The sequence below is a fragment of the Agarivorans sp. QJM3NY_33 genome (assembly GCF_050870865.2).
GTDB lineage: Bacteria > Pseudomonadota > Gammaproteobacteria > Enterobacterales > Celerinatantimonadaceae > Agarivorans.
The window spans coordinates 2,232,702-2,252,033 of the sequence record NZ_CP194039.2 but is presented as its reverse complement, the minus strand read 5'-3'; the positions used below and the strand labels follow the sequence as shown (position 1 = coordinate 2,252,033).

Genomic DNA, 19,332 nt, shown 5'->3' with positions numbered 1-19,332 from the left:
CAAACTGAGTCACCTACTGTGAATTTAGCCGTTAATCGGCATGACAATCGCCTGAGAACTAAATGATTGTAGTGGTGTTCACTTCACTAACGTTGTTACTGTATTTATGATTTTTAATATGGATGTCCACTTTTAACTAACCACGAAAACACCGGGGATCCAACAAGCATTATCGAATGCTTATTTAGTATCCCAAGGTCTATTTGCGCTTCGAGATGGATGGATTAAGCTTCACCATTCTAAGTGAAACGCCCTGTGCGGAGCCGCATGCAGGGTGTTGTGGGGGCTGGAGGCTAGATACCTCCGGCTACCCGATTACATGTGCCTACCACTGGATATGTATTTTGGTTCCAGTTTCTACTAAGTCCATAAATTCATCCATCTCTGGATTGGTCAAAGCAATGCAACCATTTGTCCAATTATACTTTTGCGTAATTAAAGAAAACCACCCAAGCCAATTACGTTGTCCGTGAACCATAATAAAACCGCCAGCAGACAAACCTTTAGACTCAGCATTCTCAACATCCTGAGCATTTGGATATGAAATATGCATTGCTCTGTAGAATGATGAATCCTCTTTTTTATAATCCAAGGTATAAGTGCCTTCAGGAGTTTTTTCATCACCTTCTTGCTCTTTATGCCCTTTCGGATTTTCTCCAAATGCTACGTGATATTCCTTAACAACTTTACCATCAGCCAGTAAGTACATTTTGTTATCAGATTTATCTACTTTTACTAAATCAACACCCGCGAAGACTGAGGATGAAAATAATATGTAGATTAGAAAGATATATCGCATATTTACCCGTACATGTAACGCCGCATTAAGCGGACTAAAATAGTGGGTTATAATGTGTAGCGAAGCGGAACGTAACCCACTGTTTTAGTTCCGTTTAAATGCCTTGTGTACGCCCAGCATGGGCATGAACTAATGAGGTGAAAGTCCTCTGTAGGAAGGTCACCGTTTAATAACATTCTGATGATTAAACGCTAAGGACTAGCGAATGGCAAGGGCATTACCGCGAGGGAATGTCTGAAGGAAGCCGGACGCAAATCTGCGAGCTGATGAACAAAAACATCATATGAGGCGTAGGCTGGAGGCGAGTTGGCACAAGACAACGAAGCCATGTGATCTAACGGCCACCGTAAATGATGCAGCAGTGCAGAGAAAAGAGAAAGTGCATGTTCTACTTCTTATAAACAAAGAGTGGGGAGATCTGCTTAACAAGCGATCGTTTAACTCACTCCATGGCGGTTATCAGCAGACGGCGTTTTTAGATAAAAAGTCCCAATGCCGTTCTATTGTGTAATGGTTGGGACATGGTGAAGGCCTGAACCTGAAAATCAATGAGGAGCCTGTGCAGCTCACTGTCTCCGTATCCGAACGGACTGAGGAGTCATGGCGCAAAAAACAGAAGCCATCATTGGAATGCAAAGGAGCTAATCGGCCGTTGTATTTTAACCGTTTTCAGGAAACGCCCTGTGCGGAGCCGCATGCAGGGTGTTGTGGGGGCTGGAGGTTAGATTCCTCCGGCTACCCGATTAAATTGCTTACCAAGGTAGCTCACCTGTATCCAAACTTATATAGTCTCGTGTTTTTAGTTTGTTGCATTTCACCATCGCCAGTAATTTTTTTGCTGATAATTCTGGTGTCATGTCAGCATCAGTTGAAGCCATTTTGGTTAATAGTCGTCCCGGGTGTATCGCAACAACTCGAATATTCAAATCTTCTAGATCATCAGCAAGGCAAAGTGTAAGCATATTCTGTGCGGCTTTACTTATGCGATAAGAATATGAGCATCCTGAACCTTTAGCTGCTAATTCAGACTGCATAGTTAATGAGCCTCTACGAGAACTGATATTGATTACAAGGGAATTATGCTTTCTTTTTAAAGCAACTAAAGCCCCCTTAACTGTCGCTAAGACACCTATACAATTAGTTTCAAATTCTTTACGCAAAAACTCAGATTTCGTAGATTCTAGCGTTGGGGCTTTTGTACCCGAACCAGCATTGTTGATAATAACATCTAAGGATATATCGCTTAACCACTCATTTAATAACACTTCATATTTATTAGTGGTCACGTCGCAAATTAAAACATTTGCGTCAGGTAACTCTTTAAGTAAATCAATTTTTGAAGATTCAGTACGTACTACTAAATACAACTTATAACCACAGGCAGAAAATTGTTGTGCTAATGCTAAACCTAACCCCCTATTTGCACCTGTTATTAATACAGAATTCATAATACTCCATTGCAATTTAACGCCTATATTAACTGGAGAAAAATGGTGGGTTAAAATCGCGTAGCGATGACCCGCCGTTTTTCTTCCAGTTGAATTTCTTGTGTACGCCCAGCATGGGCATGAACTAATGAGGTGAAAGTCCTCTGTAGGAAGGTCACCGTTTAATAACACTTTGATTATTAAACGCTAACTACTAGCGAATGGCAAGGGCGTTACCGTGAGGGAATGTCTGAAGGAAGCCGGACGCAAATCTGCGAGCTGATGAACAAAAACATCATATGAGGCGTAGGCTGGAGGCGAGTTGGCACAAGACAACGAAGCCATGTGATCTAACGGCCACCGTAAATGATGCAGCAGTGCAGAGACAGTGCATGTTCTTATCTGGGGAGATCTGCTTAACAGGCGATCGTTAAACTGACTAGCTTGGCCGCTAGTTCAACAGGCCTGGCACTTAATTCTCATCAACTTAAGTGAGCAAATACGATGAACAACGATAGCGCTATTTGGGGTAACTCAAACGGTGATTAAGCAGAAGTCAGCAGACGGCATAGTAGCCCAACGCCCATCGTAATGGTTGGGACACGGTGAAGGCCTGAACACTTAGAATAAAGGAGGAGCCTTGTTAAACTTGAACACCCATTCGCCGTCCGGCGTAGATGCGATTCAGCGTAATAACTCGCAGCCAACCTTTAGCCAACATCTATTCGAACATATGCTAACGCGACAGAATATTCAGCTCGCGTGGCAAGGTGTTCGAGCCAATAAAGGGGCTGCTGGAGTGGATAACATGTCCATTGATGCATTTCCTTCTTGGGCAAAACTACACTGGAAGCAGGTTGCTGCTGCGCTGCGTAATGGCCAGTATCAGCCTAAACCGGTTCGCCGTGTGGAGATTGACAAACCCGATGGCGGTAAACGCCAACTGGGGATCCCAACGGTGCTAGACCGTGTTATTCAACAGGCCATAGCTCAAGTGCTTACGCCCATTTTTGACCCTAGTTTCTCAGCTAATAGCTTTGGATTTAGGCCAAACAAGAATGGGCAGCAAGCGGTGAAGCAAGTTCAAGGCATCATCAAGCAAGGCCGACGTTTTGCGGTTGATGTGGACTTATCTAAATTCTTTGACCGAGTTAACCATGATCTGCTCATGAGTCAGCTGGGAAATCGAGTTCAAGATAAACGGCTACTTACACTGATTGGAAAATACCTGAGAGCGGGTTTTATCCATAACCAGTGCTATCAGGAAAGTCGAGAAGGTGTACCGCAAGGGGGACCATTATCGCCCTTGCTGGCCAATATCATGCTCGATCCATTGGACAAAGAGCTGGAAAAGCGAGGGCACAAGTTTGCTCGTTACGCCGATGATTTTACCATTTTGCTGAGAAGTCAGCGTGCGGGTGAACGAGTGCTTACGAGCATTAGTAGCTTCTTGCAACGGCGCTTAAAACTTGTGGTTAATACAGCCAAAAGTCAGGTGGTTAAAACGGCGAAGAGTAAGTTCTTAGGGTTTACCTTTAAAGCGGGACGGCTGCAAATTCATGCCAAAACGTTACACCGTTTTAAACAACAAATTAGGCGTCTAACAAACCGTAACTGGGGCGTGTCGATGGGCTATCAGCTATTTAAAGTAAGCCAATACTTGCGAGGATGGATAAACTACTTTGGGATCGCGAATTGCTATCAACTGTGCGTAGATCTAGATCACTGGATAAGGCGCAGAGTGCGAATGGCCTACTGGCGACAGTGGCGAAAACCGAGAACCAAAGTAAGAAATCTGATGCGTAGAGGAGTACATGTTCAAGCCGCGGTAGCCTGTGGCATAACCAGTAAAGGCCCATGGAGAAGCTCGAAAACACCGGGGATCCAACAAGCATTATCGAATGCTTATTTAGCATCCCAAGGTCTATTTGCGCTTCGAGATGGATGGATTAAGCTTCACCATTCTAAGTGAAACGCCCTGTGCGGAGCCGCATGCAGGGTGTTGTGGGGGCTGGAGGCTAGATACCTTCGGCTACCCGATTAGGTTTAAATACTACCAAGTAACTTCAAAGCGAGTATTCTTATTTCTTCTACTGGCAATGTAGATTCAATAACGTTCTCACCATGAGAAATCAAATCTCTAGTTTTCTTTAGTTTTTTAAATGAAGTCACATCATTATCATTTATCTCACTCCAAAGGAGTAAAGAACACCATTGAAACCTTTGTGATAAATTCTTTGCGTCTAATTGACGTTCTTTGAAGAACTCCATACCTGCAACACTCATTCTTGCTGGTATATTAAACATATTTTGAGCACAATTATCATAGTTAATTTTTTTGAATTGGCTATGTGTAAAGCGCTCAATGAACAAGAAGTAGTATAGGAACTGCTTTAGACGATCCGGTTCTTCTAATGCCATAAATATATGGCGACTTGTTTTTTGATCTAATGAAGAATACAAGTTTGTAGACTTTCTTAAGGATAAATTTATGTCTACTGTAGACTTAGGTCGTGATTGAAATGCACTCATTGACGCAGTCATTTTTAAATCGAAAAGTGTTTTATTATCTTTGGTTTTTCCATAAACACTCCGATCTAAAGATACTAACTTAATCTGTAAATCGGGCTCAGATAAATGCACTGTAAGGGATGTTATTATGCTTGGTAATTCCTCTACCTCCCATTTTTTTATTTCTTGTTTACCATCTTTGAATTCGTCATAAGTTAAAATATGCTCTTCTTTTTCCTGCCGGTAACCACCTTTAAGTATATGTTCTTCATTTTCTTCGAAACAAACTAATAAATAAGGGGAACGACCTTTTTTTTCTTTAACCCATTCTTCTTCATTCTCAGCATAGTCTTCCCCACAAGCTTCATTCGCAGCTTTATTTACTGAATCGGCAATGACAACCTTACATTGTTGCCCAAATTGAATTACGGCAGATTTTAATAGTTCGCTTTCTTTTTCAAAGTTGATTCCTTGCACAGAATATACTCTTTGAACGGAAAATTTGACTAACAATACATCATCATCAGGATATTTAGAGTACCCCATTTTTTCGATAGCGGAGCTTGAAGCTTGCATTAAATAAATCCTTTAAGAATGCATAACGGAATTATGGTTTAAACCTAACAGTATATTAATATGCAAATTCCCATCTTTCACGCATGCGAAGTTACCACCTATCACGCAGCACAGAAATTCACACAGCCTTTAATATTCAATTTTATCAACAGCATATCAGTGAATCACCATTTTGACCATGCGTGAAAGATGGTCATGTATTTGCAGAAAGATGGGAATCCACTTAACTGTATATAAAAGGCTCTTCACCGTTCTTGGTGGAAAGTCATATCAAGCCCTCCAAAGTGAAATAAAATAGCTCGCTTAAAGCGTTCTTTATTTCTAAAACCCATCGAACGTATTTTTAGGCGCTGAATGTTTCCATTTATCGCTTCCGCTAAGCCATTTGATACCTTATAACGCATCGCATTGATGATGCCCTTTAAGTGCGTTTTCACGGTTTCTGCTGCTGTCATCATCGGTCTGATTTGACTGACCTTTATGAGTGCTAACCAATCATTCCAAGCCGCTTTGGCGTTAGCTGCATGGCCATACCAAATGGCTCTTGCTTGCTCTTTTAATATCCAGCTCAAGCCTGTGTTTTGCATCATCTTGGCCAGCGCACTCACTCTTTCTCTCAATGTCCCATGTAGGTGGCTGTTTCGTTTTAACCATCCATACCGTGTTTGGTGGCACTCTCTTTTTAAATGCTGGGGCAACGCCATGAGTTCGCTTTTTCTCACTTCATTCACCGCTTTAGTGAGCACCTTTGCGATATGAAAATGGTCTATGGCTATCATTTGCTTAGCCCGCTCACCGAAGTAGTCATATGCTGCGTTTATATATGCTCTGCTCATGTCCATCGATATGGAACGTGTAACCATTGTTGACTCAGGGGGCAATGCCTTAAAGCAAGCAGATAAGCTCATGCCTGTTCGACCGTCTTCAACCGATATCACCTGACCATCACGATTGGATAATACCGTGACATAGTCATGGCCTTTCTTAAATGCCGTTTCATCGACCAACAGGTCTTGGTAGTTGATGGTGGTTCTGGCTGCAAGACCACGTTGAACGGCCCGAGTCATCATCCGGTCGATGGCTCCCCAGCTAAGCCGATAGGTTTTACTCACCGCGTATAAGGAACTGACTTTAAGCATCTCTATAACGCGAGCCTCAAACAGCTCTGTGTAGCGACTGTTACTTGTCGCCCAAGGCACTTGAAGTGTTTGCACTCCATGCTCTGGGCAATCAGCTCGAGGGACTTCAGCCTCAATACGTGTTTCAAACTGACAGGTATCTAAATGTCGCCAAACCCGCCGCCGAGTATCGTGTCGACGAACAGCCTTACCGCAAGAGGGGCAAGCCGTTAATGAAGCTCGGTCATAGTCAACGCGTACGGTGATGGTTTGGGTTGACTCATTGAGTTCAACAGATGAAACAGCCCAAGGATGAGTTAATCCAAGAATGGATTGATAAAGCGTCGTGTCTTGCATGGTCGCGAGGTATTCATGAACGTTTACTTATTATCTCGCTCATTAATGTTTGTTGAAAGTGTTTCCACTACATTCGGTGAAGAGCCATATAAAAACAGTATCGGGTGCAATTTATGTCATCTCCGTTTTTGACTTACATCAGCGAACATATGCGTACGCGCCACTATCGTGAGGCAACTATCAAAACCTATTTGCTGTGGATCAAACGTTTTATCATTTTCAATCATAAGCGGCACCCTAGCGAATTGCATAACCAACAGGTCGAGGCCTTCCTATCTCACATGGCGAGTGCACAGCATTTAGCGCCAAAGACCCAAGCGATTGCATTAAATGCATTGGTTTTTCTTTACCGAGACATCATCAACCACCCCTTATCACTCGCGTTAAATTTTCAGCCAAGCCACCAGAAAACTAAGTTACCAGTGGTTTTAACACCGGCAGAAATTGAACGTCTTTTAGCGGCATTATCACCTCCCAATCTTTTATTAGCTCAACTCATGTACGGTAGTGGCTTACGCAAAATGGAAGCTCTAAGGCTACGAGTAAAAGATATTGATTTTGATTACCTTGGCCTCACTATTTGGGATGGGAAAGGCGGTAAGCATAGAAGAGTAACCCTAGCCAGAAATTTACTCCCCGCCTTAAAGCAACAAATATCAATCAGTGAACAGTATTACCTTAGTGATAAAACCAATCTGGAATATGCAGGGGTATATTTGCCCTACTCATTATCCAAAAAGTACCCCAAGGCTGCTTTTGAATTAAGCTGGCATTACCTTTTCCCTTCTAGTCGCTTAAGTTACGAGCACGGTGCTAGGCACTTGCGCCGCCACCACCTCGATCCCTCTAACATTAGCCGAGCTATAAAACAGGCAAAACACCAAGCAAAAATAAGCAAAACAATTAGTTGCCATACCCTTCGCCACTCTTTTGCTACCCACCTATTACAAGCAGGTGCCGATATTCGCACTATTCAGGCCCAACTAGGGCATAGTGATATTCGTACGACGCAAATGTATACACATGTTTTGAATATGGGCGCTGATGGCGTCACCAGCCCCTTAGATCGCTTAACCTAAGACGCGCGGCATAAGCGATAAATAACTTTTTACTTGGCCACAAAAACGAGCGCCTACCTAAGGCGGAAAAAACTTACATTTGTGCCCCTATTGACAGTTTATCACCCAAATTGTCCCCAAATTTTGGGTGGTAGCTGTGCTAAGAGAATCACATGATGGCTATCCTCCTAAGCACCATCATCCAGACTGGGCGTTGAAGAAGGCGATATTGCCTTTTACTTTGCCTGTTATACAGACTATTTAGACTTCACGATCGGGTCTAGCAGAAACTAGAAGGGTCAATCTTATTTGAGCAACAGCGCCCCAACCCACAGAAACGTTCTACCTACATTGGGATCGTCATCTAGGAAGACACCATGATAAATACCGTCTGTTTGAATATTCTACGCCCCCCTGATGAGTAAAATTAAACTAAGATTAAATAATTCTCTGTAAAAACAAAGGGAATAATCAATTTACCCAAGCTAAATCAAAATACATGACATAGCCTATGATAGAATCACCACTTTCTATCGGAGCTTGTCCTACAAATCTGTTCGCTCCTCCGATACATGGTCTTACTGAACTATCAGTTTACTTTCAACGCGGGCCCTTTTCGCTACTTAGCAAAGCTAATTAGCGCTCTCGCTATGCGGCTTATGAATTGAACCTGCGGTCGAAACCTATCTTTACGCAAACTGATATTGCTTTATTCAAGGAGAAATTAACCAATGATGATTGGTCCAATTATGAACAGTTGCGCGATTATTTTAGGCGGCTTAGGTGGCGCGTCTTTGGCTCGTTATATTCCCAAACGGCTCCAAAAAGGTTTACCTGCCACATTTGCTCTGTCGGCTATCGCAATTGGTATTTCGATGATTGTTAAAGTCAATAATCTCACCGTGGTCGTGATGGCCTTAATCTTAGGCACCGCTTTAGGCGAATTAATTTACCTTGAATCAGGCGTAAGCAAAGCGGCTAGTTTTATCCAGCGTAAATGCGAAGGTTTTTTGCCACTGCCTAGAGGCTTAAGCAAACAAGAGTTTTCCCACCAGTTTACCGCGCTGATTGTATTGTTTGGGGCCAGTGGATTGGGGGTCATCGGGGCCATGACCGAAGGTCTTAATGGCAACTACCAACTGTTATTAGTGAAATCATTGATGGATTTCGTCACCGCGATGATCTTTGCGGTCACGTTGGGGCCTGGAGTGGTATTACTCGCGGTCGTACAGTTTGTTGTTCAAGCCTCACTATTCTTGCTAGCTCAATCGATTATGCCTTACATGGACGCTATTGCTTATGCAGATTTCTCGGCGGTGGGCGGTATTATCATGCTCGCAGTTGGATTACGTATTGCAAAAATCATGCACTTTGCAGTGGTAAACTTTTTACCGGCGCTGATCTTGGTATTACCATTTACCTATTTATGGCGTGAATTTTTCCCAACGTAACAGCAATAAAGCGACGGGTAGTCGACGACTACCCTAACGGATAGCCTTTAAGACTCTGTGTTTTCAGCCTGAAGCCAAAACTCATTCGATTTGAAAGCGTAACGATAAGCAGGAAGCAATAATAATAAATAAGCCAAGCCACCAAACACCGCGCCAAAAACTGCAGGGCCAGAGGGATTCGCAACAAACAAATCCGACATAAACGAAATTTCAACCACAAACTGACAGGCTAAAATCGGCATCGCAATACAAAATGCGACTTGCCAAATTTTCTTAGCGCCAATGATCGCGTTGTAGGCATAGCCAAAAAACGGTACTAACATTACCGCACTCGCCACTAGCCCCAATACACCGAGTAAATCAACCGAATCAGAAGTTGGGACGCTAAAAAAATCAGAGGTTGTTAATCCAGCTAACAACCAAAAAATAACTTTCCACTTAAGCAACTTAGTCCCCTTAAACGTTATCACCCCTAACTGAGGCTAAAATCGGAGACTAAAATAACTAACTTAGAGGCAGCTGCCAACTGTTTTCCCCCTGAACCAAGCACACAACAACGATTTAGCCGTTTAACTGCCGGTTTATACCCGTAATACTCAAACAATCCGCCTCAGCGCTCGCTTCACCGTAATACGACTAACACCGTTTCAAAAAGCCGTTAGCCCTACACAAAACACTCGTCGTAGCTACTACACTCGCCACAACTGGGAGCACGGCAAATATAATCCCCTCCCTGTTCACATAAGCTGCGATAAAAGAAGCGTTTCCAGCGCATATTTTCGTGGTTTAAGGCATGTAACTGAGGAAAATTATGCTTAATCAAAGCACTTAGATCGCTACGCTGCTTAAGACCCAAACTCCGCCAAAGATGGGATGCAGACAAACTGGCACTGGCCAGCACGATTGCCATTTCTAAAGCAAAGGGCTCATCTTGGTTAGCGTACTGAAACAATAACGCTATCAGCTCATTACGCTCCTTAGCACGCAAATCAATGAGTTCATCTAAGGTATCGGCGCGTTTACGTAAGAGGCTATGCACTGGTTTAAGCCAAGCACGTTCTTGCTTATCAACCGTACCGCTACAAATTGCGCGCTTAAGCTCCAAATAACTCGCATTGTCTAAACCCAGACCATGCGGTAAAGCAGTATCGCCCTTGAGTTGCGCTAAGATGATTTGGCGAAACCAATGTCGGTTTGCCACCGACAAAGGCTTACAGATGTTAGATAATGCTTCTAACCAACTTGCCCCAATAAACGGGGTTTGTAGATGGGTGTTTGCACTACTCATATCAACACTCCTACTTCGCAATGGTAATAATACGACTCTGCGGTGGCAAACCACACAGCGAACCGGGAGGGTTCAGCGCCACCCCTTCGCTATCGGTGATCGCCGTTTCCACCGGACAAATTTGTGCGCACTGCGGTCCATGAACATTGTTCGCGCATTCGTTACAGCGATGCGCCACAATACTAAAACCCTGTTCACTAGCCTTCACGGCGTTGTTGGGGCAAACCTCTTTACAGGCGAAACAGCCAATACAGGCTTGAGTGATGGTTAAAGCCATTAGCCACACTCCTTCGAATTGCAAGCCGAAGACCCAGCCAAACTTGCAAGCAAGTCCGCCTGCAACTGCTGCAAACTTGGCTGGATATCACGAAGGGCAAATTGCGTATTTACCGTGATGCCTAATTCTTCTAGTTCCTGACGAGGGCTTAAACCGATCCGGCTACAGAGCAACACATCAAACTCACTTAATAGACTCAGCTCTCGGCGGTTGTCTTCTAGCGCTTCATCGCAGCTGCTACTGCCTTCGCAATATTGTTGCCAACTAAACGCCGCTTGCTGAGTGATACCGTCTGGCGTAATTACATAATGTTGAAACTGATTGGCATGGCCAAAGTGTTGATCGACCAGTTGCTGACTTTGACTCGCCACCGCCACCCGAATTTGTTGCACAGGTTGCGCCACTTTCGAGCCAAGAGCTTCGAGATCGAGATCTTGCCCCAGCTTACCCACTGCATCAGCACGACACTGCTGACAATGAGTCATTTGCTGCATACTTTGCCCGGCCAAAGTACGCGCCTGATTTAACTGTTCTTTGTTGGGTTCGGCTTGGCCCTTTAATCCAAAATAAGTGCCATGAGCAGGATCCGAAATCAGCGGCATAATATTGTGAATAAACGCGCCATAACGCCCCAGCTCCATGGCCAATGCCTCGATGTGCTGGTCATTGATGCCGGGGATCAATACCGTATTCACCTTCACTAACATACCGGCATTTATGGCGGCTTCTAAACCCAGTAGCTGCTGGTCGATTAAGGCCTGCGCGCCTGCCCGCCCACGCAAACGCTGCTGCTTGAAATAGACCCAAGGGTAAATCTTTTCTCCAATTGCGGCATCGATACAGTTAATGGTGATAGTGAGGTGTTTCACCCCGACAGCAAGTAACTTGTCCAAATGGTCAATCAAGGCGAGACCATTGGTCGAAATACATAAGTGCACATCGGGATCGACCGCGGCAATTGCTTTTAAACTCGCAATGGTCGCCTTGGGATTTGCCAATGGATCTCCCGGCCCTGCAATACCTACAACTCTGGTTTCTGGGACGTGTTGCTTTACCTTCGCAAAGCGCTTCGCCGCCATCGCTGGCGAGAGTAGTTTAGACACCACTCCGGGACGCGTTTCATTGCTACAATCAAATTTTCTGTTGCAATAGTTGCATTGAATATTACAAGCGGGCGCAACCGGAAGGTGCATCCTCGCGTATTGATGTCCCTCTTTTGAAAAACACGGATGGGTGGCAACCAAAGCCGTTTGAATATCGGCTTTTGATTGGGAAGAACTGGCCGTCGCGCCATGATTAAGTTGCTGGATTTTCATAAAGAGCTTCCCTAAATTGACTTAACTTAGAGTCTGCAAAGCGCATTCCAGAAAATATAATCATTAAAAACAACAGGTTAAGCAAAATCATTCAGGTAAAAAACTAACAACTGTCGCATTTGTCACAAATGCGACAGTACATTTTTGTCAAAGCTGACGCATATTAATATTCATCACTTGGATCCGGTAAGCAATTTGCCGAGGAGTCATGTTTAGTAAGCGAGCCGCCTTCGCTTGTACCCAACCCGCTTGCTCCAAGGCCGCTATCACTCGTTCCCGTTCGTCCATCTCTGAATCGTCTAACAGCGCTTTGTCTGCACCGATACTCGGTCGGCGAGTAAAACTTTGGCCTTCAAGACCATCAATCACGATGAGATCCTGATCAATCATACCGCTTTCACTCATCACCGAGGCGCGCTCCAATAAATTTTCTAGTTGGCGCACATTACCCGGCCAATCGTAAGCCATCATCATTCGGATGGCACTATCGGTTAATGACAACTTTCGACGCTGCTGCTTACTCAATTTTTCGATTAAAAAATCAGCGAGTTCAGGTAAATCTTCAATCCGATCTCGTAGTGGTGGTGGGAACATCGGCATCACATTCAGTCGATAATACAAATCTTCCCTAAAGCGTTCTTGTTTTACTTCTTCTTCTAGATTGCGATTGGTTGCAGCTAAGATCCGTACATCAACATGCAGAGTTTGAGTACTACCAATACGCTCAAATTCACCTTCTTGTAAGACTCTTAATAGCTTCGCCTGAAAGGCTGCTGATATTTCACCGATTTCATCCAAGAACAAAGTACCACCGTCGGCCATTTCAAAACGACCTTTACGCTGCTTCACTGCCCCAGTGAAAGCTCCTTTTTCATGACCAAATAACTCCGATTCTAATAAGTTATCTGGTAAGGCTGCGCAATTGAGCTTAATGAAAGGCCCAGTAGCTCGCGGGGAATTATAATGGATCGCGTTGGCAATCAACTCTTTACCAGTACCCGACTCTCCACGAATTAATACTGTGCTATCCCATTTTGACACTAAACGAATTTGTTCAAAGACCTTACGCATCACCTGACTATGACCAACGATGTTGTCTAAGCTGTAATTACTTCTCACTTTCCGTCGCAGTCGATCGCGCTCTGCTTCTAACTGAGTCGTTTGCACTGCCACGTCTTTTGCCAACAATACACTTTTAGCAATAAGGTTAGCGGTCATTTCTAAAAAACGGGTAAAGGATGCCAATTTTTGAGGATCATCCAGTTGCGGCTGAGCAGCAAGTACCCCGAGCACTTCACTTGATTTCTTTATTGGCACCGCTATAAAAGGCAGATCTAGGGCGTATAAGTCTAACTTGTCGGCAAAACGTAGATCATTGGAAACACGACTCAGCACGATCGGCTGTTTTTGGGTTAACACCGTTCCGACAATGCCTTCACCGGGACGATAGCGCACATTTTTAGTAATGCTGTCACTAATATGACTCGGTGTGTGTACCGTATCGATGGTCAACATTTGGTCATTTTCGGCAATAAGCGCCAACATCGCATGCTGAAGCATGGCCTTTTCGTGCAGCACCTGTAGCACCTTAGTGACACTTTGTTTGTAGTCTAAACTGTCGGTAAGTACGCTACTCACCTCGTAGAGCGCCAACAAGTGTTGTTCGGCTATTTTTGATTCTCTCGCGGTTGAATATTCCATGATTAAGCCCTTTTTGTAACTCGTAGAGGAAGCACTAACTTGGCTTTACATCCACCCAACGACGTTGATTGATATTGCACCGTACCATTGTGTTCACTCACCACCTGTTGAACGATGCTTAAACCCACGCCACGGCAACTGTTACTAGACAAGGGCTTGGTGCTATAAAATGGTTCAAATATCTTCAGCTGTAATTCCTTTTTAAGCCCTGGGCCACTATCTTCGAAGGTGATTTCAATATCGTCATCTACTCGCTGGGTGCAACAGATAATTTCTCTACGCGGCATTTTGGCGTAATCGATGGCATCGATGGCATTATCTAATAATTGCTTTAAGGCCACTCGGATCCGCGAAGGCTGACCGGTAAACGCGGGTAGCGTACCGTTTAAACTAAGTTGCATGCTGATACTACGAGCCAGCAGCCGCTGATTACTCATTTCGGTGACTTCATGAACTAACTGGTTGATATTGACCGACTGCATCGGTTCATGAGGGCGCTCAGGTAAAGCATTCTGTAATTGATCAACCGCTGCATGCCCAGCCTTTAAACCGGCTTGCATGGCATCAATCCGAGCGCATTGGGTCGCACCGCCACAGAACATATTTAAGGCCGAATCAATCATATTTATCGGCCCCTGGATCTGGTGAATCGCAGCATGTAATACCTCTTGCATCACGTGCAAAGCTTCCGATTCTTCAGTTGAGCGTTGTAATTCAATCAGCCGCTGACGTTCTTGGCGACGTCGCTCCCGAGTAAATTCGCTCAGTGTGAGCACTAAAAAGCGACTCACCGTTGGCGTAAAATAATCATCAACATTGCCATCATTAAGTTCCACACTGGATAAGCAACAAGAAAACCAACGTTTGTGTCCTCCACTACCGACCTCAACATTAAATTGCTGCCCTTCGGCGAGGTGTAATAATCCTTCATCATCCCCCGCCGATTGTTTTAATTGTTGCAACACAATATCAACCGGCTCTCGGCCAAAATCAGAGGCCAGAGTTTTATAAGAAAGATTGTCGAGTAATACGGATTGATGTTCATCAATTAAGGCAATCGCAACTGGTGCCGTGTTTAACACCGCTTCCACCATCGCTTTTTGATTGGCAACCTTGGTTTGATTATCATGCCGTTGGCTAATATCACGATGCATTCCAACGTAATGAGTAATTTCCCCAGCTCGGTTATACAGCCCTTTGATTGAAACTTCGGCTAAGTAACGCTGACCATTCTTCTTACGATTAATCAAGGTCCCTTGCCAATTTTTTCCAGCTGAAATACACCCCCATAATTGTTGGTAGACTTCGATGGGAGTGGTTTTATAACTCAAAACCGAATGTTTTTTCCCCTCCAACTCTTCCACTGAATATCCGGTAATTTCAGTAAAATATCGGTTTACGTAGAGAATGTTAGCACTTAGGTCGCTAATCGATATGGCCATGGGGGCTTGCTCTACCACTTGCAAATACTGCTCAGACACATCGCTCATTGTGCCATCCCCCACAACGGCCAAGGCCTGCTCTAACTTAGATTGAAGTTCGCTCATCGTCATTGTTACCTTTTGCATTGCTGCTTGTTGTGACTAACCTTGTTCAATGCAAAGGGTATTCCCATGTGCCAAAGCCCCTAAATTCAGCCTCCATTAACCATTCATTGTTTGATTTACAACAAAAATAAGATATTTATCAGTAAAAATTGTTAGCTTTAACACCAAAATTCAAGCGCCATAATCAGTCCACCTAGCGAACTAATCCGCTCTGTCACAAGGCTTTTCTCCCTAATTTGGTTCAACTCCCCATATTGGTACAACACCTGCAATTAACTAAGCATGGTGATCCTTGGAACAAACAAATGGCTGAATATCTCTTAATCTTTATTAGCACCGCGGTCGTGAATAATGTGGTGCTGGGTAAATTTCTTGGCTTATGTCCATTCATGGGCGTATCCAATCGCATCGACAGCGCCTTAGGCATGGGGCTAGCAACCACCTTTGTACTGTGTTTAGCCGCCGTCGCCGCCTGGTTAATCGAAGTCTTATTATTGGCACCACTAGGCTTGCAAGTGATGCGTATTCTGGTCTTGATTATTGTGATTGCAGCAGTGGTGCAACTGACCGAGCTACTCATCCAAAAAAATAGTCCCGACTTATACCAAGCGCTTGGTATTTTTCTGCCTTTAATTACCACCAACTGCGCGGTATTGGGAGTGGCTTTGTTAGTTGTACAAAACAACATGAATTTTTTAGCAACCCTATGTTATGCCTTTGGCTCGGCATTGGGATTTAGTCTGGTGATCGTGCTGTTTGCCGGATTACGCCAGCGGATCAAGCTGGCCAAAGTACCCGCAGCATTTGCAGGCCTACCGATCGCGTTTATAACCGCAGGACTATTATCGATGGCCTTTCTTGGTTTTAGCGGCATGGTCAAATAACAGGAGACGAGCAATGATCTACTTATCCATTTTTTTGCTAATGCTAGTGGGTGGCTGTTTAGGCGGACTGCTAGGTTGGGCATCAAAAGCCTTAAAAGTTGAGGGGGATCCAAGAGTCGATGAATTGGAAGCAATGCTGCCCGGAGGACAATGTGGTCAGTGTGGTGAGCCTGGTTGTCGACAAGCCGCGGAAGCCATGGTCGCTGGGCGTTTGTCGGCTCAGAGCTGCCCTCCTGGGGGCGCGGGCTTAGCCAGCAGCATTGCGGCATTGCTTGGTGTGGAACTAAGCACCGAGCAAGGCAGTGGGCCTTTAGTCGCTTATATCGATGAAAGCAACTGCAGCGGTTGTACTCGTTGCTTTAAAGCCTGCCCCTTCGATGCAATCGTTGGAGCCAGTAAACAAATGCATACCGTGATTAGCGATGTTTGTACTGGTTGCCGCCTCTGCGAAAAGGCTTGTAGTCAAGGTTGTTTAACAATGCAAGCTCCCGCCGTCAAACTCAATACTTGGCAATGGCCAAAACCCCAAGTTGCCTAAGGAGACAGTATGTTTGCATTCAAACCCAGACCATTTAGTGGCGGCGTCCATCCCAAAGGTTTTAAAGAACTCACTGAACAGCAAAGCATTGCCAAAGGCTTTCGCCCTGATCGGGTTTACCTTGGCATGCAGCAGCGGAATGGCTCAATGTTACAGTGTTTAGTTGCCGCTGGAGACATGGTTTTCAAAGGACAATTAATCGCCAAAGGCAGTAACGACATGACCGTACCGCTGCATTCACCAGTGAACGGTCAAGTACTTGAAATTAAGCCCTATTTAAGTAGCCATCCAGCGGGGATCAAATGTCAAACCTTGGTGATAGTTAATAATGGCGACAATTGTTGGGGAGACGCTCACCCTCCCTCTGACTATACAAAGCTAGAGCCGGAACAAATTGTCCAGCGCGTATTAGATGCTGGCGTCGTCGGTCTAGGTGGCGCAGGTTTCCCCAGCGGCATCAAGCTCAGGCTCGCCCGACAAGCCAAGGTACACACCCTGCTCATTAATGGCGGCGAGTGTGAACCCTACCTCACCTGTGATGACCGTTTGATGCAAGAACACGCTGCCGAGATTATTGGCGGTATCAACATGATGCTCAAAGCAATTGGGGCCAATAAAGCAATTATTGCCATCGAAGATAACAAGCCTGATGCGATCGCGGCCATGGCATCAGCGTGTGCGGAACAGCCCAAGCTGGAAATAAAGATGGTTCCGAGTCTCTACCCGATGGGATCGGAGCGCCATCTAATCAAAGCAGTGACCGGACTGGCCATTCCCCCCGGACAACTGAGTACCGCCAAAGGCATATTGGTGCATAACGTAGCGACCGCTAAGGCGGTTTTCCAAGCGGTACGTTTTCAGCGTCCTTTAATTGAACGAGTACTCACAGTGTCGGGAGATGCCATTGAACACCCAACCAATTTGCTGGTTCCCATTGGTAGTTTGGTGTCGCAGGTATTAGCCGAATGTGGAGGCCTAAAAGTTGAAGCTAACCGAATGATCGCCGGAGGGCCGATGATGGGCCAAGTACTGCCCTCTCCCTTCGTGCCTATCGACAAAAGTATTGGTGGACTATTAGCGCTTAGCGATTCTCAAATTAACCAACGTGAACGCCAAGATTGCGTGCGCTGTGGAAACTGCGTCAAAGTTTGCCCGATGGGTTTAATGCCCTTCCAAATGGCGGCTCATAGTAATCATGGTGATTTTGCAAGCGCTCAACAATTTGGTTTAGACGCCTGCTTACTATGCGGTGCCTGTAGCTATATTTGTCCCTCCAGCATTCCCTTGGTGCAATATTTTCAACACGCTAAATCTAACGTCAATGCGCAGCGCAGCATGCTACAAAAATCTAATCAAGCTCGCCAGTTGACTGAAGCTCGTCAGTTACGCTTGGCTAAAGAAGCCGCAGCGAAAAAAGCAGCCAAGGCATCTAAACGTAAACGCCCAGCCAGAGCCCGCCGTACTCAAGGAGAAAGCTAATGGCCCAATACAATCCGGTTGCCGCCCCACATACCCACTCCGGTACCTCAACGACCAACATCATGTATTTAGTGATTTTGGCCCTAAGTCCCGCCGCTATTTATGGCGTATGGCTGTTTGGCCTGCCAGCGCTTAGTGTGATAGTAAGCTGTTGCCTCACCGCCTGGTTATGTGAGCTAATCTGTTTATTGCTACAAAACAAAAACTGGCAACACAGTTTCGATGGTTCGGCTTTATTAACCGCACTGCTACTGGCAATGAGTTTACCGCCGGCAACCCCTTGGTGGGTCGCCGCCTTAGGTTGTGGCTTTGCAATTTTCTTAGGCAAGCATGTTTACGGCGGATTGGGGCACAATCCCTTTAACCCAGCGATGTTGGGTCGAGTCATGTTATTGATTTGTTTTCCAGTAGAACTCACCGACTGGCGCGCGATTGCTCCACCAACTTTAAGCGAAACCGGCCTAATATTTAACTCACAATGGACTGGTATCGACGGTAGCAGTGCGGCAACCCCACTGGCCGATCTCGGTCAAATACACGATTTGAGCATGCTGATCACAGGACAACACGCGGGCAGCATGGGAGAAACCAGTGCAATTTTAATCGCCATTGGCGGTTTGTTTCTGATTTGGCGGGGAGTGATCCGCCCCTATATACCAACGGCCTTAATTTGTGGCTTGGTGCTTCCAGCCAGCATCGCTCACCTCATCGACCCAAATCAATTCGCCTCGCCAATATTACATGTATTTAGTGGCGGAGCGATGTTAGCCGCATTTTTTATTGCTACCGACATGGTGACCTCACCCACTAGCCCCCGCGGACAATGGTTATTTGGTTTAACTTGCGGCCTATTAATTTGGTTAATTCGCTGCTTTGGCAGCTACCCGGAAGGTGTCGCCTTTGCCATACTCATCATGAATGCCTGTACACCAGTCATCGACCATTATTTACGTCCCACCATATTTGGTATGGCCAAGCCTTTTAGCCGATCAAAAGGAGCCTAAA

At 45.1% G+C, this 19,332-nt stretch carries 17 protein-coding genes; 7 read left to right on the top strand and 10 right to left on the bottom strand.

The genetic code is table 11. The features are described 5' to 3' along the window. Positions 1–325 precede the first annotated feature (325 nt). Together ACRRSY_RS10180 and ACRRSY_RS10175 are read right to left on the bottom strand one after the other, a co-directional pair. Entirely contained in the window at positions 326–799 is a 474-nt protein-coding gene (locus tag ACRRSY_RS10180; RefSeq protein ID WP_432463101.1) for a L,D-transpeptidase family protein, read from the bottom strand. A 752-nt stretch (positions 800–1,551) separates the two neighbouring features. Further along, a complete protein-coding gene (locus tag ACRRSY_RS10175) occupies positions 1,552–2,247 on the bottom strand; it encodes an SDR family NAD(P)-dependent oxidoreductase (RefSeq protein ID WP_432463100.1) in 696 nt (231 codons plus the stop codon). Positions 2,248–2,866: 619 nt separating this feature from the next. On the opposite strand from ACRRSY_RS10175, the gene ltrA reads away from it, so the two are divergent. After that, positions 2,867–4,198 carry a group II intron reverse transcriptase/maturase gene (ltrA, locus tag ACRRSY_RS10170; RefSeq protein ID WP_432461015.1) on the top strand — a complete coding sequence of 444 codons (1,332 nt, stop codon included), beginning with the start codon at positions 2,867–2,869 and terminating at the stop codon, positions 4,196–4,198. Between the two features lie 74 nt (positions 4,199–4,272). Here the strand turns inward: ltrA and ACRRSY_RS10165 are convergent, their stop codons facing one another. After that, positions 4,273–5,313 carry a hypothetical protein gene (locus tag ACRRSY_RS10165; RefSeq protein WP_432463099.1) on the bottom strand — a complete coding sequence of 347 codons (1,041 nt, stop codon included), beginning with the start codon at positions 5,311–5,313 and terminating at the stop codon, positions 4,273–4,275. Positions 5,314–5,558: 245 nt separating this feature from the next. Further along, on the bottom strand, positions 5,559–6,788 hold the full coding sequence (locus ACRRSY_RS10160) for an ISL3 family transposase (RefSeq protein WP_432463098.1): 1,230 nt from the start codon (positions 6,786–6,788) through the stop codon (positions 5,559–5,561). A gap of 113 nt (positions 6,789–6,901) precedes the next feature. On the opposite strand from ACRRSY_RS10160, the gene ACRRSY_RS10155 reads away from it, so the two are divergent. Both ACRRSY_RS10155 and ACRRSY_RS10150 read left to right on the top strand, forming a co-directional pair. After that, positions 6,902–7,867, top strand: coding sequence for an integron integrase (locus tag ACRRSY_RS10155; RefSeq protein WP_432463097.1), 966 nt, complete (start codon positions 6,902–6,904; stop codon positions 7,865–7,867). Positions 7,868–8,577: 710 nt separating this feature from the next. Continuing rightward, the gene (locus ACRRSY_RS10150) at positions 8,578–9,297 is read left to right on the top strand and encodes a DUF554 domain-containing protein (RefSeq protein ID WP_432453329.1); all 720 of its coding nucleotides are present in this window, start codon (positions 8,578–8,580) and stop codon (positions 9,295–9,297) included. 47 nt (positions 9,298–9,344) lie between these two features. Here ACRRSY_RS10150 and ACRRSY_RS10145 read toward each other — a convergent pair whose 3' ends face one another. The 6 genes from ACRRSY_RS10145 to nifL form a co-directional block, all read right to left on the bottom strand. After that, positions 9,345–9,743 carry a hypothetical protein gene (locus ACRRSY_RS10145; RefSeq protein WP_432463096.1) on the bottom strand — a complete coding sequence of 133 codons (399 nt, stop codon included), beginning with the start codon at positions 9,741–9,743 and terminating at the stop codon, positions 9,345–9,347. 218 nt (positions 9,744–9,961) lie between these two features. Then, on the bottom strand, positions 9,962–10,585 hold the full coding sequence (locus ACRRSY_RS10140; RefSeq protein ID WP_432459280.1) for a nitrogen fixation protein NifQ: 624 nt from the start codon (positions 10,583–10,585) through the stop codon (positions 9,962–9,964). Positions 10,586–10,595: 10 nt separating this feature from the next. Beyond that, a complete protein-coding gene (locus tag ACRRSY_RS10135) occupies positions 10,596–10,862 on the bottom strand; it encodes a ferredoxin (protein ID WP_432459279.1) in 267 nt (88 codons plus the stop codon). Further along, positions 10,862–12,178, bottom strand: coding sequence for a nitrogenase cofactor biosynthesis protein NifB (gene nifB, locus ACRRSY_RS10130; RefSeq protein WP_432459278.1), 1,317 nt, complete (start codon positions 12,176–12,178; stop codon positions 10,862–10,864). Before nifB ends, ACRRSY_RS10135 begins: the two co-directional genes overlap by 1 nt. Positions 12,179–12,325: 147 nt before the next feature. Next, positions 12,326–13,879, bottom strand: a complete 1,554-nt coding sequence (gene nifA / locus ACRRSY_RS10125) for a nif-specific transcriptional activator NifA (RefSeq protein ID WP_432453334.1) — start codon at positions 13,877–13,879, stop codon at positions 12,326–12,328. A gap of 2 nt (positions 13,880–13,881) precedes the next feature. Beyond that, positions 13,882–15,426, bottom strand: a complete 1,545-nt coding sequence (gene nifL, locus ACRRSY_RS10120) for a nitrogen fixation negative regulator NifL (protein WP_432463095.1) — start codon at positions 15,424–15,426, stop codon at positions 13,882–13,884. 305 nt (positions 15,427–15,731) lie between these two features. Between nifL and rsxA the strand changes: the two genes are divergently transcribed. Genes rsxA through ACRRSY_RS10100 form a run of 4 tightly spaced genes read left to right on the top strand, consistent with a single transcriptional unit; the run spans position 15,732 to position 19,331 of the window. Next, the gene (gene rsxA / locus ACRRSY_RS10115) at positions 15,732–16,310 is read left to right on the top strand and encodes an electron transport complex subunit RsxA (protein ID WP_432453336.1); all 579 of its coding nucleotides are present in this window, start codon (positions 15,732–15,734) and stop codon (positions 16,308–16,310) included. 13 nt (positions 16,311–16,323) lie between these two features. Next, a complete protein-coding gene (locus tag ACRRSY_RS10110; protein WP_432463094.1) occupies positions 16,324–16,848 on the top strand; it encodes an RnfABCDGE type electron transport complex subunit B in 525 nt (174 codons plus the stop codon). Between the two features lie 9 nt (positions 16,849–16,857). Continuing rightward, a complete protein-coding gene (rsxC, locus tag ACRRSY_RS10105; RefSeq protein ID WP_432459275.1) occupies positions 16,858–18,327 on the top strand; it encodes an electron transport complex subunit RsxC in 1,470 nt (489 codons plus the stop codon). Next, complete coding sequence (locus tag ACRRSY_RS10100) at positions 18,327–19,331, top strand: RnfABCDGE type electron transport complex subunit D (protein WP_432459274.1); 1,005 nt, start codon at positions 18,327–18,329, stop codon at positions 19,329–19,331. Before rsxC ends, ACRRSY_RS10100 begins: the two co-directional genes overlap by 1 nt. Position 19,332 lies beyond the last annotated feature (1 nt).